Annotated in this window: 26 protein-coding genes; 12 read left to right on the top strand and 14 right to left on the bottom strand. The window is 62.7% G+C overall.

Annotated features, from left to right (window positions below; translation table 11 throughout):
* Positions 1-23: 23 nt before the first annotated feature.
* From J3P73_RS07645 to J3P73_RS07635, 3 genes are all read right to left on the bottom strand, one after another.
* Entirely contained in the window at positions 24-938 is a 915-nt protein-coding gene (locus J3P73_RS07645; protein ID WP_130771257.1) for a cytochrome c, read from the bottom strand.
* A gap of 161 nt (positions 939-1,099) precedes the next feature.
* On the bottom strand, positions 1,100-1,540 hold the full coding sequence (locus tag J3P73_RS07640; protein WP_018484403.1) for a c-type cytochrome: 441 nt from the start codon (positions 1,538-1,540) through the stop codon (positions 1,100-1,102).
* 130 nt (positions 1,541-1,670) lie between these two features.
* Positions 1,671-2,306 (bottom strand): LysE family translocator, encoded by a 636-nt coding sequence (locus tag J3P73_RS07635; protein WP_024322806.1) that lies wholly within the window; start codon positions 2,304-2,306, stop codon positions 1,671-1,673.
* A 130-nt stretch (positions 2,307-2,436) separates the two neighbouring features.
* Here J3P73_RS07635 and J3P73_RS07630 point away from each other — a divergent pair, with 130 nt between their 5' ends.
* A complete protein-coding gene (locus tag J3P73_RS07630) occupies positions 2,437-3,129 on the top strand; it encodes a helix-turn-helix transcriptional regulator (RefSeq protein WP_018484405.1) in 693 nt (230 codons plus the stop codon).
* A 414-nt stretch (positions 3,130-3,543) separates the two neighbouring features.
* Positions 3,544-4,515 (top strand): IS110 family RNA-guided transposase, encoded by a 972-nt coding sequence (locus J3P73_RS07625; protein WP_207579848.1) that lies wholly within the window; start codon positions 3,544-3,546, stop codon positions 4,513-4,515.
* A 181-nt stretch (positions 4,516-4,696) separates the two neighbouring features.
* Here the strand turns inward: J3P73_RS07625 and J3P73_RS07620 are convergent, their stop codons facing one another.
* The gene (locus tag J3P73_RS07620; protein ID WP_130771253.1) at positions 4,697-5,542 is read right to left on the bottom strand and encodes a metallophosphoesterase; all 846 of its coding nucleotides are present in this window, start codon (positions 5,540-5,542) and stop codon (positions 4,697-4,699) included.
* Positions 5,543-5,683: 141 nt separating this feature from the next.
* Positions 5,684-6,286 (bottom strand): superoxide dismutase, encoded by a 603-nt coding sequence (locus tag J3P73_RS07615; RefSeq protein ID WP_003546549.1) that lies wholly within the window; start codon positions 6,284-6,286, stop codon positions 5,684-5,686.
* A 225-nt stretch (positions 6,287-6,511) separates the two neighbouring features.
* Between J3P73_RS07615 and J3P73_RS07610 the strand changes: the two genes are divergently transcribed.
* The 3 genes from J3P73_RS07610 to J3P73_RS07600 all read left to right on the top strand — a co-directional run bounded on the left by J3P73_RS07610 (position 6,512) and on the right by J3P73_RS07600 (position 8,393).
* Complete coding sequence (locus J3P73_RS07610) at positions 6,512-6,838, top strand: hypothetical protein (RefSeq protein WP_024323952.1); 327 nt, start codon at positions 6,512-6,514, stop codon at positions 6,836-6,838.
* Positions 6,839-6,946: 108 nt separating this feature from the next.
* Positions 6,947-7,600, top strand: a complete 654-nt coding sequence (locus J3P73_RS07605) for a class I SAM-dependent methyltransferase (RefSeq protein ID WP_018070884.1) — start codon at positions 6,947-6,949, stop codon at positions 7,598-7,600.
* 61 nt (positions 7,601-7,661) lie between these two features.
* The gene (locus J3P73_RS07600) at positions 7,662-8,393 is read left to right on the top strand and encodes a sulfite exporter TauE/SafE family protein (protein WP_018484352.1); all 732 of its coding nucleotides are present in this window, start codon (positions 7,662-7,664) and stop codon (positions 8,391-8,393) included.
* Positions 8,394-8,465: 72 nt separating this feature from the next.
* On the opposite strand, the gene J3P73_RS07595 is transcribed toward J3P73_RS07600, so the two are convergent.
* Positions 8,466-8,810 (bottom strand): nuclear transport factor 2 family protein, encoded by a 345-nt coding sequence (locus tag J3P73_RS07595; RefSeq protein ID WP_024323951.1) that lies wholly within the window; start codon positions 8,808-8,810, stop codon positions 8,466-8,468.
* Positions 8,811-9,241: 431 nt separating this feature from the next.
* On the opposite strand from J3P73_RS07595, the gene J3P73_RS07590 reads away from it, so the two are divergent.
* Positions 9,242-10,483 carry a multidrug efflux MFS transporter gene (locus J3P73_RS07590; protein WP_130771252.1) on the top strand — a complete coding sequence of 414 codons (1,242 nt, stop codon included), beginning with the start codon at positions 9,242-9,244 and terminating at the stop codon, positions 10,481-10,483.
* Here J3P73_RS07590 and J3P73_RS07585 read toward each other — a convergent pair.
* The gene (locus tag J3P73_RS07585; protein WP_207579847.1) at positions 10,480-11,100 is read right to left on the bottom strand and encodes a TetR/AcrR family transcriptional regulator; all 621 of its coding nucleotides are present in this window, start codon (positions 11,098-11,100) and stop codon (positions 10,480-10,482) included. The two genes, J3P73_RS07590 and J3P73_RS07585, sit on opposite strands and share 4 nt — an antisense overlap.
* Positions 11,101-11,215: 115 nt before the next feature.
* Here J3P73_RS07585 and gstA point away from each other — a divergent pair, with 115 nt between their 5' ends.
* Positions 11,216-11,899 (top strand): glutathione transferase GstA, encoded by a 684-nt coding sequence (gene gstA / locus J3P73_RS07580; RefSeq protein ID WP_130672249.1) that lies wholly within the window; start codon positions 11,216-11,218, stop codon positions 11,897-11,899.
* Between the two features lie 207 nt (positions 11,900-12,106).
* Positions 12,107-13,057: an NADP-dependent oxidoreductase gene (locus J3P73_RS07575; protein ID WP_245002736.1), complete on the top strand. Its 951-nt coding sequence runs from the start codon at positions 12,107-12,109 to the stop codon at positions 13,055-13,057.
* A 52-nt stretch (positions 13,058-13,109) separates the two neighbouring features.
* On the opposite strand, the gene J3P73_RS07570 is transcribed toward J3P73_RS07575, so the two are convergent.
* Both J3P73_RS07570 and J3P73_RS07565 read right to left on the bottom strand, forming a co-directional pair.
* Entirely contained in the window at positions 13,110-13,526 is a 417-nt protein-coding gene (locus J3P73_RS07570) for a cupin domain-containing protein (protein ID WP_130661234.1), read from the bottom strand.
* 33 nt (positions 13,527-13,559) lie between these two features.
* Positions 13,560-13,787 carry a hexameric tyrosine-coordinated heme protein gene (locus J3P73_RS07565; RefSeq protein ID WP_130661233.1) on the bottom strand — a complete coding sequence of 76 codons (228 nt, stop codon included), beginning with the start codon at positions 13,785-13,787 and terminating at the stop codon, positions 13,560-13,562.
* 263 nt (positions 13,788-14,050) lie between these two features.
* Here J3P73_RS07565 and J3P73_RS07560 point away from each other — a divergent pair, with 263 nt between their 5' ends.
* A complete protein-coding gene (locus tag J3P73_RS07560) occupies positions 14,051-14,983 on the top strand; it encodes a helix-turn-helix domain-containing protein (protein WP_207579846.1) in 933 nt (310 codons plus the stop codon).
* Between the two features lie 27 nt (positions 14,984-15,010).
* Here the strand turns inward: J3P73_RS07560 and nadE are convergent, their stop codons facing one another.
* The 4 genes from nadE to J3P73_RS07540 all read right to left on the bottom strand — a co-directional run bounded on the left by nadE (position 15,011) and on the right by J3P73_RS07540 (position 20,459).
* A complete protein-coding gene (gene nadE / locus J3P73_RS07555; protein WP_130661231.1) occupies positions 15,011-15,844 on the bottom strand; it encodes an ammonia-dependent NAD(+) synthetase in 834 nt (277 codons plus the stop codon).
* A gap of 333 nt (positions 15,845-16,177) precedes the next feature.
* Positions 16,178-17,383 (bottom strand): adenylate/guanylate cyclase domain-containing protein, encoded by a 1,206-nt coding sequence (locus J3P73_RS07550; protein ID WP_130771249.1) that lies wholly within the window; start codon positions 17,381-17,383, stop codon positions 16,178-16,180.
* A gap of 30 nt (positions 17,384-17,413) precedes the next feature.
* Entirely contained in the window at positions 17,414-19,033 is a 1,620-nt protein-coding gene (locus tag J3P73_RS07545) for an MDR family MFS transporter (protein ID WP_130771248.1), read from the bottom strand.
* A gap of 139 nt (positions 19,034-19,172) precedes the next feature.
* A complete protein-coding gene (locus tag J3P73_RS07540) occupies positions 19,173-20,459 on the bottom strand; it encodes an HlyD family secretion protein (protein ID WP_130717058.1) in 1,287 nt (428 codons plus the stop codon).
* Positions 20,460-20,597: 138 nt separating this feature from the next.
* Between J3P73_RS07540 and J3P73_RS07535 the strand changes: the two genes are divergently transcribed.
* Together J3P73_RS07535 and speB are read left to right on the top strand one after the other, a co-directional pair.
* On the top strand, positions 20,598-21,500 hold the full coding sequence (locus tag J3P73_RS07535) for a LysR family transcriptional regulator (protein WP_130691209.1): 903 nt from the start codon (positions 20,598-20,600) through the stop codon (positions 21,498-21,500).
* Positions 21,501-21,636: 136 nt separating this feature from the next.
* On the top strand, positions 21,637-22,683 hold the full coding sequence (gene speB / locus J3P73_RS07530) for an agmatinase (RefSeq protein ID WP_130697714.1): 1,047 nt from the start codon (positions 21,637-21,639) through the stop codon (positions 22,681-22,683).
* 113 nt (positions 22,684-22,796) lie between these two features.
* Here the strand turns inward: speB and J3P73_RS07525 are convergent, their stop codons facing one another.
* The gene (locus tag J3P73_RS07525; RefSeq protein ID WP_130691213.1) at positions 22,797-23,684 is read right to left on the bottom strand and encodes a branched-chain amino acid aminotransferase; all 888 of its coding nucleotides are present in this window, start codon (positions 23,682-23,684) and stop codon (positions 22,797-22,799) included.
* A gap of 349 nt (positions 23,685-24,033) precedes the next feature.
* On the opposite strand from J3P73_RS07525, the gene J3P73_RS07520 reads away from it, so the two are divergent.
* Entirely contained in the window at positions 24,034-25,077 is a 1,044-nt protein-coding gene (locus tag J3P73_RS07520) for a zinc-dependent alcohol dehydrogenase family protein (protein ID WP_130691215.1), read from the top strand.
* The last annotated feature ends 29 nt before the right edge of the window (positions 25,078-25,106 follow it).

Genomic DNA, 25,106 nt, shown 5'->3' with positions numbered 1-25,106 from the left:
GACGCGGGTACCAGCCGCCATCGCTAACGGCTCGGCACCGCCTTCAGATAGGCGGCGATTGCCTCGCGGTCGGAAGCCGGCAGATGGGCGATGTTCTGCTGCACATCGACCATTGAACCGCCGACGGAATCAAAATCGGGGGTGAAGCCAGTTTCGAGGTAGCTGGCGATATCGGCCTCGCTCCAGGAGCCGATGCTCTTGGAGGCCGGGGTGATATCGGGCACGCGGCCCTTGCCTTCCGGATTGGGCGCGCCGGCAAGCCACATATCGGCCTTGAAGCCGCCGAGCGCATCACGCGGCGTATGGCATTCGCCGCAATGGCCGGGACCCTCGACGAGATATTGCCCGCGCCTGATCTTATCGTCGCTCTTTGCCAGGGCGACGCGCGGCTGGTCGCTGAAATAGAGGAATTTCCAGCCGCCGAGCGCAAGCCGGATGTTGAAGGGGAACGACAGTTCATGCGGCGGCGCGACGTTTGCGCTCTTCGGCAAGGTTTTCAGGAATGCGAAGAGATCGTTGATGTCCTTGTCGCTCATGCGGGAATAAGAGCCATAAGGAAAAGACGGGTAGAGATGCTGTCCGCCCGGGCCGACGCCGCGCTTCATCGCATTGCCGAACTCGGCAAGCGTCCAGCCGCCGATGCCGGCTTTTTCATCGGGTGAGATGTTCGGCACGTGGAAGGTCCCGAAGGGGCTCTTCAGCGCAAGGCCGCCTGCAAGTGTCAGCTTGGCATCGCCTTGGGAACCGGGCGCGGCATGACAGCTGACGCAGCCGCCCGTCCAGAAGACCATCTGGCCGTTTGCCGGGTCGGGCGCGCCGAGACCCGCCCAATGGCTCTCCGGCAGCGGATCGGGTGCGGTGACGAGATAGAAGGCGCCCCCGCCGAGGACGGCGACGCCGATCAGACAGAGCAGTAACCGGATGAACCTGCGGACCATGCGCCGCCTCCCCTGTTGTCGACATTTGCGCCGTCGACCCACATAAGGCGACCCGCGCCGGCGGCAAGGCGGGCGCGGATCGCGTATCCGGAGCATTCCATTTTCCTCGCGTCAGGCGGAGGCAAGCCGCCCACCCTTGCTGGAATTGCTCAGTCGGTCTATCACTCCTTGATACGATAGGCCTTGTGACAGCCGCCGCAATTGGCGCCCAGCGTATTGACCGTGGCGCCGACGGCTGCAGCATCGGCCGGAAGCTGAGCGAGCGCAGTTTCGGCGTCAGTGGATAGCTTTGCGGCGCGCGCCTTGAAGTCATCCATGTTTTCCCAGACCTTCGGGCTGACCTCGGGATCGTTCATATCGCTGCCCGGCTTGAACTGATCGGGAAAGACCTTGGCAGTCGTGGCAATCGTCGTCAGCGCCGTCTTCACCGCCTCGGCGTCATAGGGTTTGGTGCCCTTGGCGATGGCTGCCAAGGCCCCGGCCGAACCGCCGATCTGCTTCATCAGCGCAATGCGCGAATCATGGGTGCCGTCGGCGGCGGTCACCGAACCGGCGGCTATTCCTGCCATCGCTGCGGCCGCAGCTACTGCTTTCCAATTCATATTCCTCTCCATTTCTCCTCGGCCAAGGTGGCCGATGGCCAATCTGCACCGGGAGCATGACAAAATCCATGCGTCCTGGCAGTCACGTTTTGCCGGAGCATCATAAAAACAATGTGATAGGCCTTGGCGTTCAGGCGCTTTTCCACCCCTGCCAGAGGCTGAAGGCGGAGACGACAACCAGCAGCAGTCCGGCGAAGCGGCCGACAAAGGCCGTAACGTCAGGATTGGCTACGAGCAGGTCGCGGCTGCGGCCGGCCGTCATCGCCAGCGAGCCGTAGATGGCAAACTGGGTGACGACAGTCATGACGCCCATGATCAGTCCCTGCATCCAGATCGGGCCATATTCCGGCCTGAGGAACTGCGGGTAGACGGCAAACATGAAGATATAGGCCTTCGGATTGACGAGACAGGTGACGGCGCCCTGGCGGAAAGCGCGCCAGCCGGAGCGCGCGGTTCCCGGCCCGACCGCCTCGACGGTGATCGAACTGCGGATCAGCGAAATTCCGATCCAGATCATGTAGGCGACGCCGGCAAAGAGCAGCACGTTGAAAAGCTGTGGCAGCATGGTGACGAGCACACCGACGCCGGCCGCGCCATAGGCCGAATGCACGGCGCCGCCGGCCATGATGCCGCCGGTCGCCGCCAGCCCGCGTTTGACGCCGCCGGTCAGCGAATTGGCGAGCACGAAGAGCATATCCATGCCCGGCACGATGATGATGCCGAAGAGAAGGGTGAAGAAGAGCCAGAGGTTTTCGTGGTAGTTCATGTCAGTTACCGCCTTGGGTTCTGCGGGCCGTTTTCAAGAGACCCTGATTGATTTCAATCCGATAGGCGGCTCTATACGGGAACCCAACTGACAGTGTATTGTCAGGAGCATGGCGGATGGGAGAGGTTAAATGCGCAAGGCCTCGCGGCTTTTCGAGATCATTCAGATCCTCAGGCTGGCAAGAAAACCGATGACGGCGGCTGTCATGGCCGAGACGCTTGAGGTAACCGTGCGCTCGATCTATCGCGACATCGCGGCCCTTCAGGCGATGCGGGTGCCGATCGAGGGCGGGCGCGGCATCGGCTACATCATGCGGCCGGGCTTCGACCTGCCGCCGCTGATGTTCTCGATCGAGGAGATGGAGGCGATCGTGCTGTCGCTGGCGCTGCTCGAACGGACGGCGGACGAGGAGCTGAAACAAGCCGCGCGCCGGGTGAACCAGAAGATTGCCGGCGCCGTGCCGGCGCCGCTGCGCCAGGCGATGGATAACAAGGCGCTTTATGCCTGGGGCTCGATCGCGCAGCCGGCAGGCTTCGATCTGGCGATCGTCCGCCGCGCGATCCGCGATGAACGCAAGCTGATGCTCGGCTACCGCGACGAACTCGGCCGCGCCAGCGAGCGGACGATCCGGCCAGTCGCGCTGATCTATTATTCGCAGACCGCCAATATCGTCGCCTGGTGCGAGCTGCGCCAGGCGATCCGCAATTTCCGCAGCGACCGGGTGGAGCGCTGCGCGACAGCTGAGGATTTCTTCAAGGGCGACGGCGACCGCCTGCGCGAACTCTGGACCAGCGGGTGGACGGAGAAGGCTGTGCCGGCTTGATGCGTGGTTTGCAGCACAGCTGTCCGGAGAATGCCGCAACGTCTCGACTCCCTCTTCTCCCCAGCGGGGAGAAGGTGCCCGTAGGGCGGATGAGGGGGCCGGCGAAGCCGGTCTTTCCAACAACGCCCATGCGGATTTCGACCGCGCTGGCGTCGTCTCAACCGTGTTCAGGACGCGGGGGAACGGCGTTACCGTCGGCGTGGCGGAATAGGTTTTACGTGAAGGATGTGCCGTGCAGCCCCTTGCATGTTCAATTTGCACTGATTGTTGGATGATCTGTGCGCACTCCGGCGGATGGCCATCCGCCGGAGTGCGGACGGCCGGGACCGCAGGCCCCTTGGCGTGAACCGGGGATGAGATTGGTCCGGCCGTCCTCGCGTTTGTCCTGAACAGATGATGGGGAGCAAGTCCCGCATGCAAGGCAAGGTTTCGTTCCAAGAAGACGCGATGCCGGTAGTTTATGCCGGTGTGGACGTGAGTAAAGAGTGGCTCGATATTCATCTGCATCCGCTGGGCGAAAGCCGGCGGTTTAGCAATGACAAGACCGGCATCCGCCAGCTGAAACGGCTGCTGGCCAGGCATCGGCTCGCAAGCATCGTGATGGAGGCAACCGGCAAGTTCCATCGCCCCGCCCATCGCTCGCTTTGGCTCGATGGCTTTGCCGTCGCCGTGGTCGATCCGCTGCGCGCCCGCATGTTTGCCCGTGCCTGCGGCTATCTCGCCAAGACCGACCGTCTCGATGCCCGTTTCCTGGCGCTCCTGGCCGAGAGCCTGCGCCCGCCGGCCGACACGCCGCCAAGTCCTCACATCGAGGCCTTGCAGGAGCTGGTCAATGCACGATCAGCAGCCAAATGCGACATCACCGCCCTGCAGAACCGCAGCAAGACTGCCACCACCGCCCTTCTGCGCGGCGAACTCAACCGCCTCGTGCGTCGGCTGGAACAGCATGTCGAACGTCTCGACAAAGAGATCGAGCGACGTGTCGGCGAGGATCCGCAGCTCTACCGCAAGGCCGAGATCCTCACCTCCATTCCCGGCATCGGCCGCGTCACGGCCCTGGCATTGATGGCCGGCATGGACGAGTTGGGCAGTTGTTCGGGCAAGCAGGCCGCCATGCTGGCAGGGCTTGCCCCAATCGCTAACGACAGCGGTGCCCGAACCGGACGTCGTTCCATCCGCGCCGGCAGGCCCGCACCCCGGCGCGCGCTCTACATGGCCGCCTTGTCGGCATGTCGCTACAATCCCGCCCTTGCTCGTTTTGCAGACACACTCAAAGCCGCAGGAAAACCAGCGAAGGTCATCCTGGTCGCCGTCATGCGTAAATTGCTCGTTCTGGCAAACTGCCTCCTATCTCACGATCGCCTCTGGACCCCAAATCCGCCTTGACAACCAACACAGATTCTCATCCGCCTGCCGGCACCTTCTCCCCAGGGGAGAAGAGGATATGGCGTGACCTCTCCGTTCCTCGCGCCCTCTTGCAAGGCGCGTCCCCCTTTCCCGCAAGCGGGGATCCGAAGAACAAGCCCGAGCATGGAGGTTGGCGACTCTGTCAGCCACCTGTCACAACCTAATAAGGCAGCGTGCGGCTCACCTCGCGGCCGAAGCCGCGGATTTCGATGCGGTCGGCTTGGACCTCGACGATCGCGAAGGCGTTTTTCGTCTCCGTGTCGACCACGCCCTTGAAATTGACGAAGTGACAGCCGCTGACCAAGCCGTAATTGCCGACGTGGTCGTGGCCGTTGAGATAGGCGACGACATTGCTGCTGGAGGCGAGCAACTCGACGATGCGCTCGCTGTCCCACATGCCGTGCTCGCTGGGCGGATGCACCGGATAGTGATTCATGACGATCACCTTCTCGCCGGCCTCGGCCGCTTTTGCGATTTCATCGCCAAGCCAGGCGAATTGTTCGTCGCTCAGCGCGGCATTCCAGCGATGGGCGTTCCTGGCACCCTTGGCCTGCAGCTCCGCCAGCATCTCTCCGGCCAGCGCGCGATGAGGATGGCCTTCGGGCGGCGCGAAGATGCTGACCTCATTGCCGTCGAGCACGATGAAGCGCCAGCCGTGGCGCGAGAAGCTGTAATAGGGCGCCGGCATGCCGAGACGCGCGGCGACGTCGGAGAGATGGCCCGGAGAGACCGAGAAATCATGATTGCCGAGCAGGAAGAGCGTCTCGTGCCTGAGCTTCTCATAGACCGGCAGGATATCGTCGAAGCTTGAAAAGCTGCGGTCGATGACATCGCCGAGCGTCATCACGAAGCTCAGCTCCTCGCCATTGAAGACCTCGATCGCCGCGGCGACCTTGGCGAGGCTGTTGGCGTAATAGCGGTCCATCGCCACGTGCGGCGCGATCGCCGCATATTGCGGGTCGGCGATGATGCCGAAGCGGAACAGGGGAGAAGCAGAGGAAGACATGGGGCGTGATTAGGAGCGGCCGATGACAGGGCTGTGACGACTTCGCGTGAAAACAAAACACCCGGCGCTTTGGGCGCGCCGGGTGCCGAGTTCGAAGATGCGGACGACATCGTCCGCCCATGGCGGCGAGTCTGGTACCGCTTACTTCGTGGCTGCTTCGTAGCGTTCCAGGACGTAGTCCCAGTTGATCAGGCTATCGACGAAGGCCTCGAGATACTTCGGGCGGGCGTTGCGATAGTCGATGTAGTAGGAGTGTTCCCAGACGTCGACGCCGAGGATCGGGGTGGCGCCGTGAACGAGCGGGTTTTCGCCGTTCGGGGTCTTGGAGATTTCGAGCTTGCCGTTCTTGACGGAAACCCAGGCCCAGCCGGAGCCGAACTGGGTGGCGCCGGCAGTGGCGAAATCGGCCTTGAACTTGTCGTAGCCGCCGAGATCGGAGGTAAAGGCCGCTTCGAGCTTGCCCGGCAGCTTGTTGCCGCCGCCGCCCTTCTTCATCCACTTCCAAAAATGGATGTGGTTGTAGTGCTGGGCGGCGTTGTTGAAGAGGCCGGCATTGGTGCCGAAGGACTTCTTGACGACGTCTTCGAGCGAGAGGTCCGAAAGACCGGCTTCGGCGGCGAGCTTGTTGCCGTTGTCGACATAGGCCTTGTGGTGCTTGTCGTGGTGGAACTCCAGCGTTTCCTTCGACATGAAGGGAGCAAGCGCTTCGTAATCATAGGGAAGTTCAGGCAATTCGAAAGCCATGTCAGATCTCCTCTTGGCAATAGATTGCGTCTCGGCAGGTGAGGCGGAACATAGGAGGGGAAAGGGGGAGAGGCAACCGGCGAATTATCAAAAAATGACCGGCCGGAGGAAAATTTGCCTCAGTTGCACGGTTGGAGTCGTGCGTAGAAATCGCCTGGGCAAATCAATGGGAATACCCGCCCCGAAAACCACTTTGCCTGTTATGGAGATCAACGGAGACCCGATATGAACAGGAATATAATCCAGCTTCTCACTGCCGCCGTACTGCTTTGCCTGGCAGGTGCGGCGCATGCCTCCTCCGATGACGCCTGGAAGCAGCTCGCCGCTGACGTCGAGGCCAAATGCAAGAAGGCAGCGGTCACGATCGAGAAGCCCAGCGCCACCGTCGATCCCTTCGGCAGCTCGCATTACGGGCTCGCCCTGGTGACAGGCAAGCCGAAAGGCGCCAAGGGGCTGATTGCCCAGATCTGCGTCTACGACAAGCAAAAGAAGACCGTCGAGATCGGCAGCGAGCTGGACGCCAAGACGCTTGGTCTCATGCCGGCAAAATAGGCCGCTATGAGGTTACTTACCGTGCTGGTTTGTGCCTTGCGTCACATTTCTGGGGAACCGAAGCCTACGCTCAGGAGTTGAAAGCCTGGGCTTTAGGGAGGTGCCGGCATGTCAGAGCTTCGCAGCAGGGCGGAAGATCAGCAGAAAATCTATCAGCGTTGGGCACCGGTCTATGACCGGGTGTATCGCGGCATCCTGCGTGATGGCCACCGCAAGCTTGCAGCCCTCGCCGCCGCGGCCGGCACCGATATCCTGGAGATCGGCGTCGGCACCGGCCTGACGCTCGGGCATTACCCGCGCCACTGCCGGGTAAGCGGCATCGACATTTCAGAACACATGATCGCGCGGGCGCGCGAAAAGGCGAGACGCGAGAAGCTGCAGCATGTGCAGGCGCTTGATGTGATGGATGCCCATGCGCTCACCTTTGCCGACCGGTCTTTCGATGCGGTCTGCCTGCCCTTCGTCATCACGCTGATCCCCGAGCCCGAACGCGCGCTCGACGAATGCGCGAGAGTGCTCAGGCCGGGCGGCGAGATCATCCTTGCCAGCAAGCTTGGCGACGGCGCCGGTCTGCAGGGCGCGATCGAAACGGCGGTGGCGCCGCTGGTGCGTCACATCGGCTGGTCCTCCGCCTTCCGTATTCACCGCATCGTCGCCTGGGCCGAGCGCCGCGGTGATTTCGCTCCTGCCGATATCCTGCCGGTCTTTCCGAATGGCTTCTTCAAGATTATCCGGCTGAAGCAGCACGGACTTGCCGCCTGAGACCGGAAACTTTTTCCCCGCGTCGCTTCTTCTGATGCTACCGTTTGTCTGAGGGGACTACATGACATCGGATTTCTTCGTCTTCATCGTCGTGGGTTTCTGCGCACAGATCGTCGACGGCGCACTCGGCATGGCCTTCGGCGTGCTGTCGACGACGAGCCTTCTCGCCTTCGGGGTGCCGGCCGCCAATGCCAGCGCCATGACGCATGTGGCAGAAATGTTCACGACCGCCGCGTCGGGCCTTTCGCATGCCTATCATCGCAACGTCGACTGGCGCCTGGTCGCGCGGCTTGCACCGGCCGGCATGATCGGCGGTGCGATCGGCGCCTATCTGCTTGCCAATATCGACGGCAAGGTGATCGAGCCCTTCGTGTCGGCCTATCTGATCGCGATCGGACTGGTGATCCTCTACAAGGCCTTTCGGCCGCCGCCGAAGCGGGATGTCCGCGACTGGATGGTGCCGCCCGTCGGGTTCTGCGGCGGCGTGCTCGATGCGATCGGCGGCGGCGGATGGGGGCCGATCGTCACCAGTTCGCTCGTCAGCCGCGGCCATGACCTGAAGCGGGTGATCGGCTCGACCAACTTCACCGAATTCGCCGTGACACTGACGATTTCCCTGACCTTCATGCTGACGCTTGGCTGGTCGGAGCTCAATTCGGCGATCGGCCTGATCATCGGCGGCGTCATCGCTGCCCCCTTCGGCGCGATCCTCGTCAAGCGGCTGCCGGTGCGGCCGCTGATGGTGGCGGTCTCGATGATCATCATCGGCACTTCGGCGATGCGGATCCTGTGAAGATCGCTGCGCTAGCGCATAGTGGAACAGCGTCCTTTGCGCGCGTCTGAAAAGACGCGCGGCGCTGTAGGGTTACAGATTCCGGCCGAAATAGACATCTACGGAGGCGATCTTGTCGCCGCGGAAGCGAAGGCTCTCGATGTTGCGGAAGCTGCCGCCGTCCCGTTTTTCGGCGCGGTAACGGATGACCGCCTCGTCGCCGTCGATCGCCAGGAATTCGATGTCGAATCCGCGGAAGACCGGCTCCTTCGGCCAGCAGCGCTCGAAATAGGTCGCCCGGTCGATGTGGTCGTCACGCGGACTGGAGAAGGTGAAATCCTCCGTCAACATGACGCCGACGATATCCTTGCGGTCGTCAAGATAGGCGGCGTAGAGATGACGGATAGTCTGCTCTCGGGATGTGCGCATGTCGCTCATGGCAATGTCCTCGGATTAACCGATTGCATGATGCAATCGGTCTTGTTCTAGCACTTTTACCTGGGAGGGTCCAGGTTGCAGCGGCAATTTCCAAAGACAGGCCACCAATGCGGAAGCGCCGTCTTGAAGGACGGGCCATAGCGCGGTTATATCAGCGCGTGCCCGCCCTGGAACGACGGGCGCATCCGCCGCTATGGCCTATGCGCTCGACCTCGAAAAGCTCGATCTTCAGGACAGATTTACCCGCGCCGATCTCCTCGTCGCGGCAAAGGGCACATCGTTTCATCAGGCGCGGTGGAACCCGCGCTCGCCGCATATTTCCTCAAATCGGAACCGATTTTAGGAAATATGCAGATTTCAAAGTGTTACAGCGTCCTTTGCGCGCCTTAAAAGACGCGCGGCGCTGTAGAATCAATGCCGAGGCCGAGAGAATGACCGATACGCAATTGGACGCCGCCAGCGCCAGGCCGGGCTCGGTGTACTGGAAGCGCAACCTTACCATCTCGCTCATCGGCTCCTTCACCACGATCGTGGCGATGACGCTGCTGCTTCCCTTCCTGCCGCTTTATGTCGAAGAACTCGGCGTCAGCGACCATGCGGCGATCGTGCAATGGTCGGGCATTGCCTATGGCGCCACCTTCTTCGCCGCGGCTCTCGTCGCGCCGCTCTGGGGCCGGCTCGGCGATATTTACGGCCGCAAGCTGATGCTGGTGCGCGCCAGCCTCGGCATGACGCTGGCGATCTCGCTGATGGGCATGGCCGGCAATGTCTGGCAGTTGGTGGCGCTGCGCCTCTTCGTCGGGCTTGCCGGCGGGTATGCCTCCGGCTCGATGGTGCTGGTGGCGACGCAGACGCCGAAGGACCGTTCGGCCTGGGCGCTCGGCGTGCTCTCCTCCGGCATCATGGCCGGCAATCTCGTCGGGCCGCTGATCGGCGGGGCGCTGCCGCCGATCATCGGCATCCGCGGCACGTTTCTCGCTGCCGGCGGCATGATCTTCCTCGCCTTCCTCGCCACGACCTTGCTGATCAAGGAAGAGAAATCGCCGGCTCGCGAGCAGGCGGCCAAGGCAAGCGGCGGCTGGAAATCCATTGCCGACAAGCGGCCCGTCATCGCGATGCTGGCAACGGGCATGCTCTTGATGTTTGCCAATATGTCGATCGAGCCGATCATCACCGTCTATGTCGCGCAGCTCGTGCCCGTCGAATCCCAGGTGACGATGATATCGGGCATCGTCATGTCGGCGGCTGCCCTCGGCAGCATTCTCTCGGCCTCATGGCTCGGCAAGCTCGCCGACAGGATCGGCCATTGGCCGGTTATTGCAGGCGCGCTCGCCGTCGCCGGGCTGCTGCTGATCCCGCAGGCCTTCGTCACCAGTTCCTGGCAGCTGATCATCCTGCGTTTCCTGATGGGTGTGGCGCTCGGCGGGCTGCTGCCCTGCATCGCCGCGGTCATCCGCCACAGCGTGCCGGATAGTGCGGCCGGCAGCATTCTCGGGCTTTCGATTTCCTCGCAATATGTCGGTCAGGTGGCCGGCCCCATCCTTGGCGGTTTTGTCGGCGGCCATATCGGCATGCGGGCGGTGTTCCTCGGCACCTCCGTGCTGCTTCTCGCCGGTGCGGCCTATGCCTGGATCGTGCGCCCGAGGGATGGGGAGACTCGGGACTCGTCCTAAGGATTATTGGCACTCCCGCAGATCAGCTCGACGCCTGACCGGGCGATCGCTTCCAACGTCTCGCGGCTGTCGCCGGCGCGGGCGCGGACGGCGAGCGAATGCATGACGGCGGAGGCGAGCCTGGCGAGCATCCGCGGATCGGCGCTTTCCGGAAGCTCGCCTCTTTCCACGCCAAGCCGCATGCGCTTTTCGATCTCGTCGTCGAAATCGTTGAGGCTGCGGCCGAGCACTTCACGGACCCGCTCATGCTGGACCGCCTCGGCCGATGCCGTACCGATCAGCAGACAGCCGCGAGCGGCGGTTTCACCGTGCAGATAGATCGCCAGCGCACCGGCATAGACGCGGGCGATATTGTCGCGCAGCGGCAGTGACGGGTCGAGCGCCTCGGCGAGCGTATTCATGCCGTCCTGCCGATAGCCCTCCAGCGTATCGAGATAGAGATCCTCCTTGTCGCCGAAGGCGCCGTAGAGGCTCGGGCGGTTGAGGTTGGTCGCAGCACTCAGATTGTCGAGCGAGGCGGCGGCAAACCCCCTGTCCCAGAAGACATCCTGCGCCTTGCCGAGCGCCGCCTTGGCGTCGAAAGCCCTCGGGCGGCCGAGCTTCTTCCCGTCTTTCATATTTGTACCGTTTCGCATTAAATTCTTGACGAGAGCTATTTTATGCGAAACAGTACAGATGTTCAACACTGTCGGCCGGCGGCATCGACCGCCTCCACAAGGAGAGGAAACCGCAATGAAACTTTATATGCACGCCGCGGCCTGCTCGCTTTCGCCGCACATCATCTGCCGGGAGCTGGGGCTCGATATCGAACTCGTCCAGGTCGACCGGCAGACCCACAGGGCGAGCACCGGCGAGGATTATCTCGCCATCAACGGCAACGGCTATGTGCCGGCGCTGATGCTCGACGATGGCAAGGTGCTGACCGAGGGGCCGGCGATCGTGCAGTTCCTCGCCGACAGCGTGCCCGAAGGGGCAGCCCTGTTGCCTGAGGTCGGCAACATCCGCCGCAACGAGGTGCAATCCTATCTCAACTTCATCACCGCCGAGCTGCACAAGCCGATGGTGCTGCTCTTCAATCCGATTTATTCCAGCGTTCATGGGGAGATCCGCGCGCTGATCTCGAAGCGGCTCGCCTGGCTGAACAGCCGTCTTGCCGGACCCTATCTCACCGGCGATACGTTTACGGTGGCGGATGCCTATCTCTTCGTCTGCCTGAACTGGTCGCCCTGGACCGACATCGATCTCAAGCAATGGCCGGCGCTGCACGGCTTCATGGCCCGTGTTGCGGCACGGCCGAAGGTGCGCGAGGCGCTGCAAGCCGAAGACCTCGAAGCCTTCGATGCCGACGGCGTCTATTTCGCGCCGCATGCCTATCTCGCTTCGGCCGGGCGGACGGGCTCGCCGGTGCAGCCTTGAACACGGCGCCAACCGGATGCGGGTAGCAAGCGGTGGGATTGCCGAGGCGCTCGGCTCTGTGAAGGCCAATTGACGATTTTCCACGCGCCGGCGATTATCCGCCGGCGCTTGATGATCCTTCCCGAACTTGCCGGATTATCGAAAGGCTGCGCCGACTGCATCTTGCCTCCCGTGAAAGCCGAAGAGCCGGCTGCCCAACAACAGGAGATGACAATGAGCAAGACGATGAAAGCCTACAGGGTCCATGCCTTTGGCCCGCCGCAGGCAATTGTAGCTGAAGAGATCGAACGACCCGTGCCCGGTGAAGGCGAAGCGCTGGTAAAGGTGAAGGCATCAGGTGTCGGTCCATGGGACGGCTGGATTCGCTCCGGCCACAGCGCCCTGCCCCAGCCGCTGCCGCTGACGCTCGGTTCCGACCTTTCCGGCATCGTCGAAGCCGTCGGGCCCGACGTGAAGCACGTGGCGCCAGGCGATGCGGTTTATGGCGTCACCAATCCGCGTTTCATCGGTGCCTATGCCGAGTATGCGATTGCCGCGGCCGGCATGATCGCCCGCAAGCCGGCAACGATCGGCGACATCGAAGCGGCATCGATCCCGGTGATTGCGGTGACGGCGCGCCAGGCGCTGTTCGACCATGCGAAGCTTGAATCCGGGCAGACCGTGCTGATCCACGGCGCAGCCGGCAATGTCGGCGCCTATGCCGTGCAGTTCGCCCGCAAGGCTGGTCTTACCGTCATAGCGACGGCGAGCGGCAGCGACATCGAGATGGTGCGCAACCTCGGCGCCGACACGGTGGTCGATTTCCGCAGCCAGCGTTTCGAGGAGGTGGCGGATGAGGTCGATGCCGTCATCGATCTCGTCGGCGGTGAAACACAGACACGCTCCGTTACGGTGCTGAAGCGTGGCGGCCGGCTGGTTTCGGCTGTCTCGCAGCCGGACCAGGAGCTGGCCAAGGCGCATGGCGTCGAGGCCTTCTTCTTCCTTGTCGAGGTGACGACAGCGCAGCTTGTCGAGATCGCGGCGATGGTGGATGCCGGCGCGCTCGTTACCCAGGTCGGCACCGTGCTGCCGCTTTCCGAAGCGATTGCCGCGCATGAGATGCTGGAGGGAACCCGGCCTCATGCCAAGGGCAAGATCGTTCTCACCGTTGCCGCATGAAAGAACGAGGAAAGGCCGGGCATCGTCCCGGTCTTTCCGCATTATCCGGCAATCAGTGCTTGTCGGGCACCGTCAGGTCCTTGTCCTTGGTGTCGACGATGAACACGGCAAGCAGGCTTGCCGGCTCGGTCCTGCTGGCGTTTTCGCTGACGGCATGCGCCGAACCCGGCATTTCGAAGAAATTCTCCCCTGTCTTGTAGATCTTCTCCGGTTCGTCGCCGACCTTGCTGCGGATTGATCCGGTGAGGATCTGCGCGTAGACGAAAGCCGATTTCGCATGGTGGTGGGCAACCGACTTGCCGCCTGGCGCATAAGCGACGATGAAGGCGACAAGGCTCTTGCCGGGGCTGTTCGGCAATTCATGGCGAAAGACCGGCGTCACCTTCTCGCCGTCGTCGGCATGGCCGATACCGAAACTTGCGGCGGCAAGAGAGGCCGCGACAAGAATGATCGTTGCAGATCGCCTCATGACTCTCTCCTTGAAAGGTGGCGCCGGCATGGCTCAACGCCAGTAATTGTTGGCAGCGGCGACCGTCTGGTAATTGATGGCGATAACCTGCGAGGCGGCGATCAGGCTGTCGGCATCGTCCTCGTAGATCACCCGTAGCTTCTTGCGGATTTCATCAGAGGGCTGGGTCATCTTGACGCCCATACGCGAAAGCTTGATCGCGAGTTCGAAACCCGCCTGCGGTGTCTCGGTGATAAGGCTTGGCAGCCATGGATCGCTCATCGTCGTTCTCAATGCGTCGGAAAGGAACGATCGCATTAGAGCCGGCGTGATGAATTTCCTCTTTGCCGATAGGCGCATGGATTGGACGTTTGGGACGAATTCAGCCGCGCTGCACACGCTCTCTTGTCTGAATCGGACACTTTTTTTTGCAGGTCGGGAGACGTGTCGCGAGCGGCGCGATTGCGGTTCGCGGCAGTCGTTCTATAGTGCGCGCGAGGTCCGGCTACGCCCCCTTTGCCGCGGCCCGTGCAAGGAGAGCGACCATGTCGGAGACCGGCGCCTACGGCCGGCAATTGGCTTCGCGGTTCAATCTGGAGGAGGTCCCGACCATCGTTTCGCGGGCCATCCGGAAAGCCAACCTTGCCGTCACCGAGATCCATTCCGAAGCAGACAGACGCGAGTTGTCGAAACCCGTCCCCTACGAGGATGCCTTTCTCATCACACTGCTGATGCGGGACTTTCCCAATCACCAGTGCTGGGAGGACGACCGGCCGGCCGCGGCCCGCAATCTTGCGGCCGGCGACATCATCTTCTACGACCTCAAGCGCCAGCCCTATGTGCTGACCGACGGGCCGCATCACTCCGTGCATTTCTACCTGCCGCGCCCGGTGCTGGACCAGGTGGCTGATGATGCCGAAGCGTTGAGGATCGGCGACCTCGCCTATAGGGCCGGCGCACCCGTTTCCGACGAAACGATGAAGCATATGATCCTTGCCATGCGTCATGCCTTTTCGCGGCCGGAGCAGATCGGCAGGCTCTTCGTCGACCAGATGGCGCTCGCCATGGCGACGCATGTGGCGGAAAATTATGGCGGCCTCAGACCCGAATGCCGGCCGATCCGCGGCGGACTGGCGCCCTGGCAGGAACGACGCGCCAAGGAGCTGCTCTCCTCAGGCATCGGCGGCAGCCTGTCGATCAGCGAGCTTGCACGCGAATGCAGCCTGTCGCAGCGGCATTTCTGCCGCGCCTTCCGGCACTCGACCGGGCTTTCACCGCATGCATGGCTGCAGAAGAACCGTATCGAAAAGGCAAAGTCGCTTCTTTGTCTGAAGGGATCGACACTGACGGAGATCGCCCTTGCCTGCGGCTTTGCCGATCAGAGCCATTTCACCCGCGTCTTCACGCAGCTTGCCGGCGTTAGTCCCGGCGCATGGCGACGAGCTGCCTGTTCGTCGGTCACGTGGCCGCCGCCGTAGGGCCAAAGCACTGACCTGGATTTGACTTCAGAGCGCGCTGACAGCCACCGGCAAAGCGCGCTTGTGAGTGGTCGCCCGATAGGCGGCGAGGATGCGGCGGCGGGCAATCTCGCCGACCGGCTTGCCTTCGAGGAAATCGTCGATCTCGTCATAGCTGACACCATAGGCCTCCTCGTCGGGACGCAGCGGGCGCTGGTCCTCGAGATCGGCGGTCGGCACCTTGAACACCAGGTCGTCCGGGGCGCCGAGCCGTTTTGCCAGCAGGCGGACGCGGCGCTTGTTAAGGCCGGCGAGCGGCAGAATATCGGCGGCGCCATCGCCGAACTTGGTGAAGAAACCCATGACCGCTTCGGCCGCATGATCGGTGCCGATGACGAGGCTGCCAAGCGCTCCGGCAAGGGCGAATTGGGCGATCATCCGCTGGCGCGCCTTGATATTGCCGAGGATGAAATCCTGCCGGCCGGCATCGGCAAAGGCGAGGCCACCGTCCTGCGCGGCGGCAAGCATCGCATCCGCCGGCGCCTTGATATTGACCACCATCGAGCGGTCGGCGCCGATCGTTTCCAGCGCCCTTCCCGCATCCGCCTCATCCGCCTGGACACCGTAGGGAAGGCGCACGGCAATGAATTCGGCCGCATGGCCGCTGTCACGCAGCTCGCGCACCGCCTTTTGAGCCAGCAGCGCCGCCGTCAGCGAATCGACGCCGCCGCTGATGCCGAGGACGTAGCCGCGCATGCCCGAGGCGACGAGATAATCCTTGAGGAAAGCAGTTCGCCGTTCGATCTCCCGCTCAGGGTCGATATCGGCGGCAACACCCAGTTCGCGGATGATCTCGCCTTGTTCGTCGAACAGCACAGTCATAAGCCTCTTCCTCCCCGCTTACGGAATTTCGGCGCCACTATGGCGAAAAGATGAGGGAAGACGAAACCGTTCCGGGCAGACCTGCCATGCATTTTATGCAAGTGGGCGTCGGGGGCTTAGGAATGAACTGCCTGACCTCACAGCAATAAGGCTGCCCCTCACCCTAACCCTCTCCCCGTTCTGACGGGGAGAGGGGACGTGCCTCAAGCAACGGTGGAAGGCAGTAGAGACGTTGCGGCATATCCCTTCTCCCCGCTGGCGGGCAGAAGGTGCCGGCAGGCGGATGAGGGGCGGACCGGAGATCTGGATTCTGCCAGCTGGATGGGCTTGCCCCTACCGCACAATCGTGAACAGCTCGACCGGATCGGCAAAACCCTTCAGCCTGTGCGCCCCGACCGACACCACATCCCCTGCCCCCGCTTCCTCGCGAAACGGCTCCGACATCAGCAGGGCCTCTCCCAATTCGCTGCAGGCGGTCTGGATACGGCTGACCAGATTGACGTCGCCGCCGATCAGGGTGAAGTCGAGGCGTCGGCCGGAGCCGACATTGCCATAGCTGACCTCGCCGTAATGCAAGGCGATGCCGGCCTTCACACCGATGCCCTCATATTGGAAATGGTCGATCTCCTCGAGGATGGCGCGGGCCGATGCCAGGGCCGCGCCGCAGGAATGGACCGCGTCGTAGCCCGGGAAGAAGGCGAGCACGGCGTCGCCCATGAATTTCAGCACCTCGCCACCCTCGCGGGTGATGGCCGGCACGATTCTGTCGAAATAGGCGTTCAGCAGGCCGAGCACGGTGCTGCCGGGCAGCCGGTTCGACAGCTCGGTAAAGCCGCGCAGATCGCAAAGCAGGAGTGCCGCCTCCATCGATTCGATCTCGTCGCGGCGGATGCGACCGGCCAGGATGCGGCTTGCCGTCAGCGGGCCGATATAGGTATCGAGCAGGCTGAGCTCGACCTGGCGCAGGATGCGCAACTCGCTGGTGTTGCGCAGCGCCGGCAGGATGCGCTCGATCACCTGACGCTCGGAGGCGGTGAAACCGCCCGGCCGCCGCGTGCCGAAGACGGCGGCGCTGACCGGACCGTCGACATTGCAGAGCGGCGCGATGACGAGCTGCATCAGGCCGCGATCGGCGAAGACATCGATATGCTGCCAGCGGCCATGCACGCTTTCGCCGGTATCGACGACCAGCGGTTCGCGGGTTTCCATGACCTTGCGCAGCGGCGTATTTGATATGGCGACGCGGGCGCCGTGTTCCCGGTCGTGGATCTCGACCGGCTCGCCCGGCGCCCAGGCGATGGTGCGGCCGATGAACTCGGGATGCAGGGTCATCAGATGCAGCGTCAACCGGTCGACCGGCAGGCCGAGCGCCTGAAGCCTGCGGCCGAGGCCGGAGACCAGGCCCGCTTCGTCGAGCGCGTGGCATTCGTCGCCGGAGAGCCATTCGATGATGGAGAGCAGTGCGCCGACACTGACGGCATGGCCGGCTGGCTTGGGTTGGAGTCTGTCGGTATCCGGCGCATAGATCGTGGTTGTCATGGCTTTCTCCTCCTTAAGGGAGGCGGGGCGCTAGTGAGCGCCGCCGCCGGAGAGTTGACCGGGTTTTCTCAGAAGCAGGCTTGCAAGCAGGGCGACGACCAGGGCGACGCCGAGCAGGAAGAAGGTGTCGCTGAAGGCCATGATATTGGCCTGCTTGCGTATTTTGAGCGCGATGGCGACGACGGCCTTGTGGCTGGCGAGCGCCTGATCGCTGACACCGTGGCTCATGAAGTAGCCGGTGAGCCTGGCAATGCGATCGCGGGTGGCTTCCTCGAAGACCGAGACCGAGTTGGTCAGGATATTCGAGTGGAACTGTTCGCGCTTCGACAGGAAGGTCTGCAGCGAAGCGATGCCGACGGCGCCGCCGAGATTGCGCATCATGTTGAAGAGTGCCGAAGCCGAACCGGCATTCTCCTGCTCGATGCCTGCGGTGGCGATCGCCGAAAGCGGGGTGAAAACGAGCGCCTGACCGATGGCACGGACGATGTTCGGCCAGAACAGCTGGTCGCTCGCATAATCGCCGGTCATGTGCACGTTCATGAAGTTCGAAGCGGCAAAGAGGGCAAAGCCGATAATGATCAGCAGGCGCACATCGAAACGCTTCATCAGCCGCGGCACCAGCGGGATCAGCAGCAGCTGCGGGATGCCGGTCCAGGCGAGAACCATGCCGATCTGCTCGGAATTATAGCCCTGGATGCGGGTCAGATAGATCGGCAGCACGAAGACAGAGCCATAAAGCGCAATGCCGAGCAGGAAATTGGCGACGATGCCGAAGCCGAAGTTGCGGCGCACCAGCAGGCGAAGGTTCAAGAGCGGCTGGGCGGTCTTCAGCTCGATGATCAGGAACAGCGTCAGCGAGACGGCGGCGATGACCGACAATCGGACGATGAAATCGGAGCCGAACCAGTCTTCCTTGTTGCCCTCTTCCAGCACGGTCTGCAGGGCGGCCAGACCGATCGCCATGGTGATGATGCCCGGCCAGTCGCCCTTGGCGAGCAGCTTGAGGTTCATCGCCCCGCGATCGAGCGAGGCCCAGAGCATGCCGACCATCAGAGCGCCAGGCACCAGGTTGACATAGAAGATATATTCCCAGCCCCAGTTCTCGGTGAGGTAACCGCCGATCGTCGGGCCGATCGCCGGCGCGAAGGTGGCGGACAGGGCAAAGAGGGCCAGGCCGATCGGCTGCTTGGCCTTGGGCAGCAGCGTGATGATGATGGTGAAGGCCATCGGGATCAACACGCCGCCGGAAAAGCCCTGAATGGCGCGCAGGATAATCATCTGCTGCAGATTGGCCGCGAAGGCGCAGGCAACGGAAAAGATGAGAAAGAGGATGGCGTTGGTGAGCAGGTAGTTGCGGAGCGAAAAGACGCGCGCCAGCCAGGCGCTGAGCGGAATGACGACGATCTCGGCGATCAGATAGGAGGTCGAAATCCAGCCACCGTCATCCGTGCCGGCGCCGATCGCGCCCTGGATATCAGCAAGCGAGGCGTTGACGATCTGGATGTTGAGGACGGCCATGAAGGCGCCTAGCGTCGAGCCGACAACGGCTGCCCACATGCGCAGCGGGCTCATGACGGCAGGTGCCGCGGGCGCTGCGGCGGCGGGGCGCGCCAGCGAATTGCCGTTTGCGGCGATCTGAAGAGTGGCCATGGCTTATCTCCTTCCGGCTCTCGCGGGAAACTTTCTCATGACGGGGTTCCGGTGATCATTCGGGGAATGATCGGGATCATTGGGGAATGATCGGGATCATTGGGGAATGATCGGGATCATTAGGCAAGCAAAGGAAGGATCATCCAGCGTGGCTGGATAATCCCTCTTCGGCCGCCCCAGAGGCTTGGGCAGGCTTGGTCTCGCCAACCTTGGTCTCGGCAGCTTGGGTTTGGGCAGCCTTGGTATCGATTTCCGGCTCGACCGACATGCCCGAGCGCAACAGGACGCTCAGCGCCTCGTCGTCGATGACGATCTTGACGGGGATGCGCTGGACAATCTTGGTGAAATTGCCGGTGGCGTTGTCCGGCGGCAGCAGCGAGAATTCCAGCCCGCTTGCCGGCGAAACGCTGTCGACATGACCCTTGATCGAGATATCGGGAAAGCTGTCGACCTTGATCTCGACCGACTGGCCGGGGCTGATATAGGTCAGCTGTGTTTCCTTGAAATTGGCGACGACATAGACCGCATGCAGCGGCACGACTGCCATCAGTTGCGTGCCCGAAGTGACATACTGGCCGACCCGGATAGACCGGGCGCCGACCGTGCCGTCAACGGCGGCGACGATGTCGGTATAGGAGAGGTTGAGCTCTGCCTGGTGGGCGGCGGCGGCCGCACGGTCACGCTGGGCGACGGTCTGTTCGCGCTCAGTCTGCAGCACCGGCACCTTATTCTGAGCCGTGACGAGGGCTGCCCGATCGCGCTCGACGGCAGCAGCGGCCTGGTCACGGGCCGACTGGGTCTGCTCGGCGCGAGACTGGGTGCCGGCGCCGTTGGTGATCAGGCGGGCCGAGCGGGCGGCATCGGATACTGCGAAATCCAGCGATGCCTGCGAGGCATCGATCGTGGCCTTGGCCTGCTCGATGACGGACTGCTGCAGGGCGATCTGGGCGTCGATATTGGTGATGGCGGCTTCCGCTGCCTTCACATCGGCCTTGGCCTGCGACAGCGCTGCCTGGAAGTCGCGATCATCGATGCGAGCGAGAACCTGGCCGGCCTTGACCGCGTCATTGTCGTTGACCAGCACTTGGCTGATATAGCCGGCGACCTTCGGGGCGATGGTGGTGTAATCGGCCTTCACATAGGCATCGTCGGTGGATTCGATGAAGCGGCCGACCGTCCAGTAGCGGTAGCCGAAATCGCCTGCGAAGGCGACGCCAGCAAGCAGTGCGGCTGCAAGGACGGCGCGCTTGACGATGCGGCGGCCGGTCTTTTTGGGAGTTTCCGCAACCGGCGCTTCGGTGGCCGGTGCTTCGGCAGCCGGCACAGGAGCCGCCTCGGCGGAAGGCGCCCTGGCGGCTTCCTCGGCCAGGATCTGCTCGGCCTGCCTCGCACTTTCGAAAACTTGCCTGTGGGGTAACTCGACCATCCTAATTCTCCTTCATCGTTGGCCTCCTCTGTGAGAGGCCCTGTTCGATGCGAAGGAAAATGCACCCTGACATTCATTTTGATAATCTGCTTAAATCGGGAAGGATCATCAACTCTCAGCGGATAATCCGAGGGCAATATGGATCGACTGACAAGTCTCACAGTCTTTGGCCGCGTGGTCGAATGCGGCGGTTTTTCCGCCGCCGCGCGCCGGCTCAACATGTCCGTCACGATGGTCGGCAACCACGTGCAATCGCTGGAGGACCGGCTCGGTGTGCGCCTCCTCAACCGCACGACGCGCAAGGTCAGCCTGACGGAAACCGGCAAATATTATTATGAGCGTTCGTCGCAGATCCTGGCCGAACTCGATGAGGCGGACCGGACGGCGGGCGCGCTGAGCACGACGCCGCGCGGGACGCTGAAGGTCTACACCAGCAGCGCCATCGTGCGTTTCCTGCTGCCTGTCGTCAGCGAATTTATGGAGCTCTATCCGTCGATCGCACTCGATTTCAGCGTCGGCGAGCGGATGGTCGACATGATCGAGGATGGATACGACCTGGTGATGCGCACGGTACCACCGCCGGATTCATCGCTCGTCGCCCGCAAGCTGACGCCGTGGCGCCATATGCTCGTCTGCTCGCCGGCCTATTTCGAGAGCCATCCGATGCCGAAGACGCCGGCCGAGGTCGCCGATCACAATTGCCTGCAATATGCCTATTACCCCTATGGCGACGAATGGCGCTTCGAGGATGGCGAGGGCAACAAGGAGAGCGTCAAGATCAGCGGCAACGTCGTTTCCAACAGCGCCGAGATGCTGCGCTTCCTGACGCTGACCGGGCGCGGCATTTTCCTGGCACCGAGTTTCGTCGTGTTCGACGACATCGCCGAAGGGCGGCTGATGAAGATCATGCCGGACTACCGGCCGGTGGAATTCAATATCAACGCCGTCTATCCCAACCGCAGCCATCTGCCGACGAAGGTGCGGCTGTTCATCGACCTCTTGGCGGAGAGATTTGCGGAGCATCGGAAGTGGATGACATGAGCAAGGCAAACCTCGGTGCAAGAGGCTGCCCTTCACGCAATAGAGCTGTCAGGCATAGCCGCAACCATTATCGGCGTTGAAGCTGTGAACCGGGCGGCGCGCCGTCAGACTGAATGCAGAAACGAGGGACAAGACCATGGTTGATTTGAAGAAGCATCTCGACGATCTGCGCAGGAAATTCGCAGATAGCGCCGAATTTTTCGATCCGCGATTCCGTCGGGTGGCTGAGAAGATTTTCAGCGGCGGCACGCGCGCGGCCCCCTATTCCGGCGTCTCGACCTTTGCGAGCCTACCCTACAAGGAGGTGAACTTCGCCGCTCCCGATTTTGGTGATCTGCAAGTCGCCGTCGTCGGCATCCCGATGGATCTCGGCGTCAGCAACCGGCCGGGATCAAGGTTCGGACCGCGGGCCGTACGCGGCATCGAGCGGATCGGACCCTATCACCACGTTCTGGATTGCGCCCCAGCCTATGACCTGCGTGCAGCCGATATCGGCGATGTGCCGTTTGCGAGCCGATATCGCCTGGAGCAATGCCATGAGAACATCGAGGCGGCCATCACAAAGATCGTCGAGGCGGGTGTCATCCCAGTCTCGGTCGGCGGTGATCACTCCATCACGCATCCAATCCTGAAAGCGGTCGGGGCGCGGGAGCCGGTCGGTCTTATCCATATCGACGCGCATTGCGATACCGGCGGTCCTTTCGACCAGAGCAAGTTCCACCATGGCGGCCCCATGCGCAACGCCGTGCTGGACGGCGTTCTCGATCCGACCCGCACCGTGCAGATCGGCATCCGAGGTCCCTCCGAATATCTCTGGGAATTCTCCTATGAATCCGGGATGACCGTCATTCATGCCGAGGAGATTTCCGGCATGGGCATTCCAGCCATCATCGAAAAAGCCCGACGCATTGTCGGCGACGGTCCGACCTATCTGTCCTTCGATATCGACAGCCTGGACCCGGCCTTTGCCCCCGGCACCGGAACACCCGAGCCCGGCGGTCTCACCACCCGGGAAGCACTCGAGCTGCTCCGGGGTCTCAAGGGGATCAATTTCGTCGGTGGCGACGTGGTCGAAGTCGCGCCGCAATATGACAGCACCACCAACACCGCCCAGGCGGGGGCTCAGTTTCTCTTCGAAATTCTAAGCCTGCTGGTGTTCAGCCCTTCAGTTCAGGGCCGGTGACGTCCGCGCCGGCGCTTGCACTTGCTGCGCGCCGGCCCTGCGCTTGCGCTCCGGGCGTTCGCCACTGCAATCGATTCACTGGATCGATTGCTCCCGCTTTGCGGGATCGTGGCTCACTCTTCACTCTCGCTTCTGCCGAAGGCCCAGTCCATGTAGAGTTCCAGCGCCTTGCGGGTGACTGGGCCTTCCTGGAGGTCGCGGCCGTCGAGACGGATGACGCCGACGACTTTGGAATAGTTGCCGGTGGTGAAGATCTCGTCGGCTTGCATGAAATCCTCGACGGAGAGCGTTGCTTCGTGCACGTCGAAACCGGCCTTGCGCAGCAGGCTGATGACGCGGGAACGCGTAATGCCGGCGAGGAAGGTGCGGTTGGCGGCCGGTGTCAACACCACGCCGTCCCTGACCATGAAGACGTTCGAAGAGGCGGTCTCGACGACGTTGCCGTTCAGGTCGCGCACCAGTGCATTGTCAAAACCGCGGCTGCGCGCTTCGGCGATCATGCGGCCGCTGTTTGGATAGAGCGAGCCGGTCTTCGCCTCGGTCATCGCCGTTTCCGGCGACGGGCGGCGATAGGGCGAGACGGTGAGGCTGGTGCCGCCATGGCCGCCCATCGGCGCCTCGAACAGGCAGAGCGCGAAGCGGGTCGAGTCCCCATCGACCGAGACGACGCTGCCCGGCGAACCATGTTCGCCCCAATACATCGGCTTGATGTAGATCGGTGTCGCGCCATCGAATTTTGCGACGCCTTCCCAGGCAAGTGCCACAATCTCCTCGGCTGTTTTCACCGGCTTCAGGCCCATGGCGAGCGCCGAGCGGTTGATGCGCTGGCAGTGCAGGTCAAGATCCGGCGCGATGCCGTCGAACCAGCGAGCACCGTCGAAGACCGTGGAGCCGAGCCACATGGCATGCGAGGTCGGCCCGATCAGCGGCGGATTGCCGGGGAGCCATTCCCCGTCGACATGTGTCCAGGTGGTTGAACGGGGTGTTGTATCGACGGCCATGATGGTTTCCTCCTGAAGCCGGAGAAGGAAAAGCCGCCACGGCTAGCCGGGTCAAGGACAAATCGGGGCAGGAAACGCGGAAGCAAGAAAATGCCGGAAGCGGGTGCGAAGCCGCAATATTCGTGCGCAGTCACACGGGCCTCAGCGATGGGTGCATCAGCAAAAATGATGGAATGGAAGGTTGGAATGGCTACTTGTCGCATGCGATGATGGGTGGAACCGCCGCTTAAGAGCGTCGCATCGACTTTTATCCATGCCACGCTCTTAAGCTCTTTTTTATGCATGTCATTATCCCGGAACCGCTGCACACTTCCGGGCGACATGCATTCGGCAGCAAGGGAAGACGCCGATGAAAGCCATGTTTTACGAAGCCTTCGAACAGGCGCCCGAAATCCGCACCGTTGCCGATCCGACAGCGACAGAGGACGGTGTCGTCATATCCGTTGGGGCCAGCGGGCTCTGCCGCAGCGACTGGCACGGCTGGATGGGGCACGACCCGGATATCCGGCTGCCGCATGTGCCGGGACATGAGCTTGCCGGGAGGATCGTCGCCACCGGCCGCGGTGTCATGCGTTTCAAGGTGGGCGACCGGGTGACTGTGCCCTTCGTTTCCGGCTGCGGCCATTGCGGAGAGTGCCATTCCGGCAACCAGCAGGTCTGCCCGAACCAGTTCCAGCCGGGCTTCACCCATTGGGGGTCGTTTGCCGAATATGTGGCGATCGATTATGCCGACACCAATCTGGTGCACCTGCCCGATACGATCGACGATGCGACGGCGGCAAGCCTCGGCTGCCGCTTCGCCACCTCGTTTCGCGCCGTCGCCGACCAGGCGCGCACCGGGCCTGGCGAATGGATCGCCGTGCATGGCTGCGGCGGTGTCGGGCTGTCGGCGATCATGATCGCCACGGCGCTCGGAGCGAATGCGATCGGCATCGACATTTCCGAGGAGAAACTTGCCTTTGCGCGGGAGTGCGGGGCGGTGGCGACGGTCAATGCGTCAGGCGTCGCCGACGTGGCGGAGGCGGTGCGCGAGATCACCAAGGGCGGCGCGCATGTCTCGATCGACGCGCTCGGCCATCCCGTCACCTGCTTCAACTCGATCAAGAACCTGCGCCGGCGCGGGCGGCATGTTCAGGTGGGGCTGATGCTCGGCGAGCATGCGACGCCGCAAATCCCGATGGCACAGGTGATCGGCCACGAGCTGGAAATCTACGGCAGCCACGGCATGCAGGCCTGGCGCTACGATGCCATGCTGTCGATGCTTTCGGCCGGAAAGATCGCGCCGCAGAAGCTGATCGGACGCCGTGTCAGCCTCGAGGAGGCCGTGCCGGCGCTGATGGCGCTGGATAAGGCAGAGGCCACGGGGATCAGCGTGATTACCCGGTTTTCATGAGGGAGCTTCGCCCTCCCCTCGAGTGGCGA

The sequence above is a fragment of the Rhizobium ruizarguesonis genome (assembly GCF_017357285.1).
In the GTDB taxonomy this organism is placed as follows: Bacteria; Pseudomonadota; Alphaproteobacteria; order Rhizobiales; family Rhizobiaceae; genus Rhizobium; species Rhizobium ruizarguesonis.
This window is presented reverse-complemented; position numbering and strand designations above follow the sequence as displayed.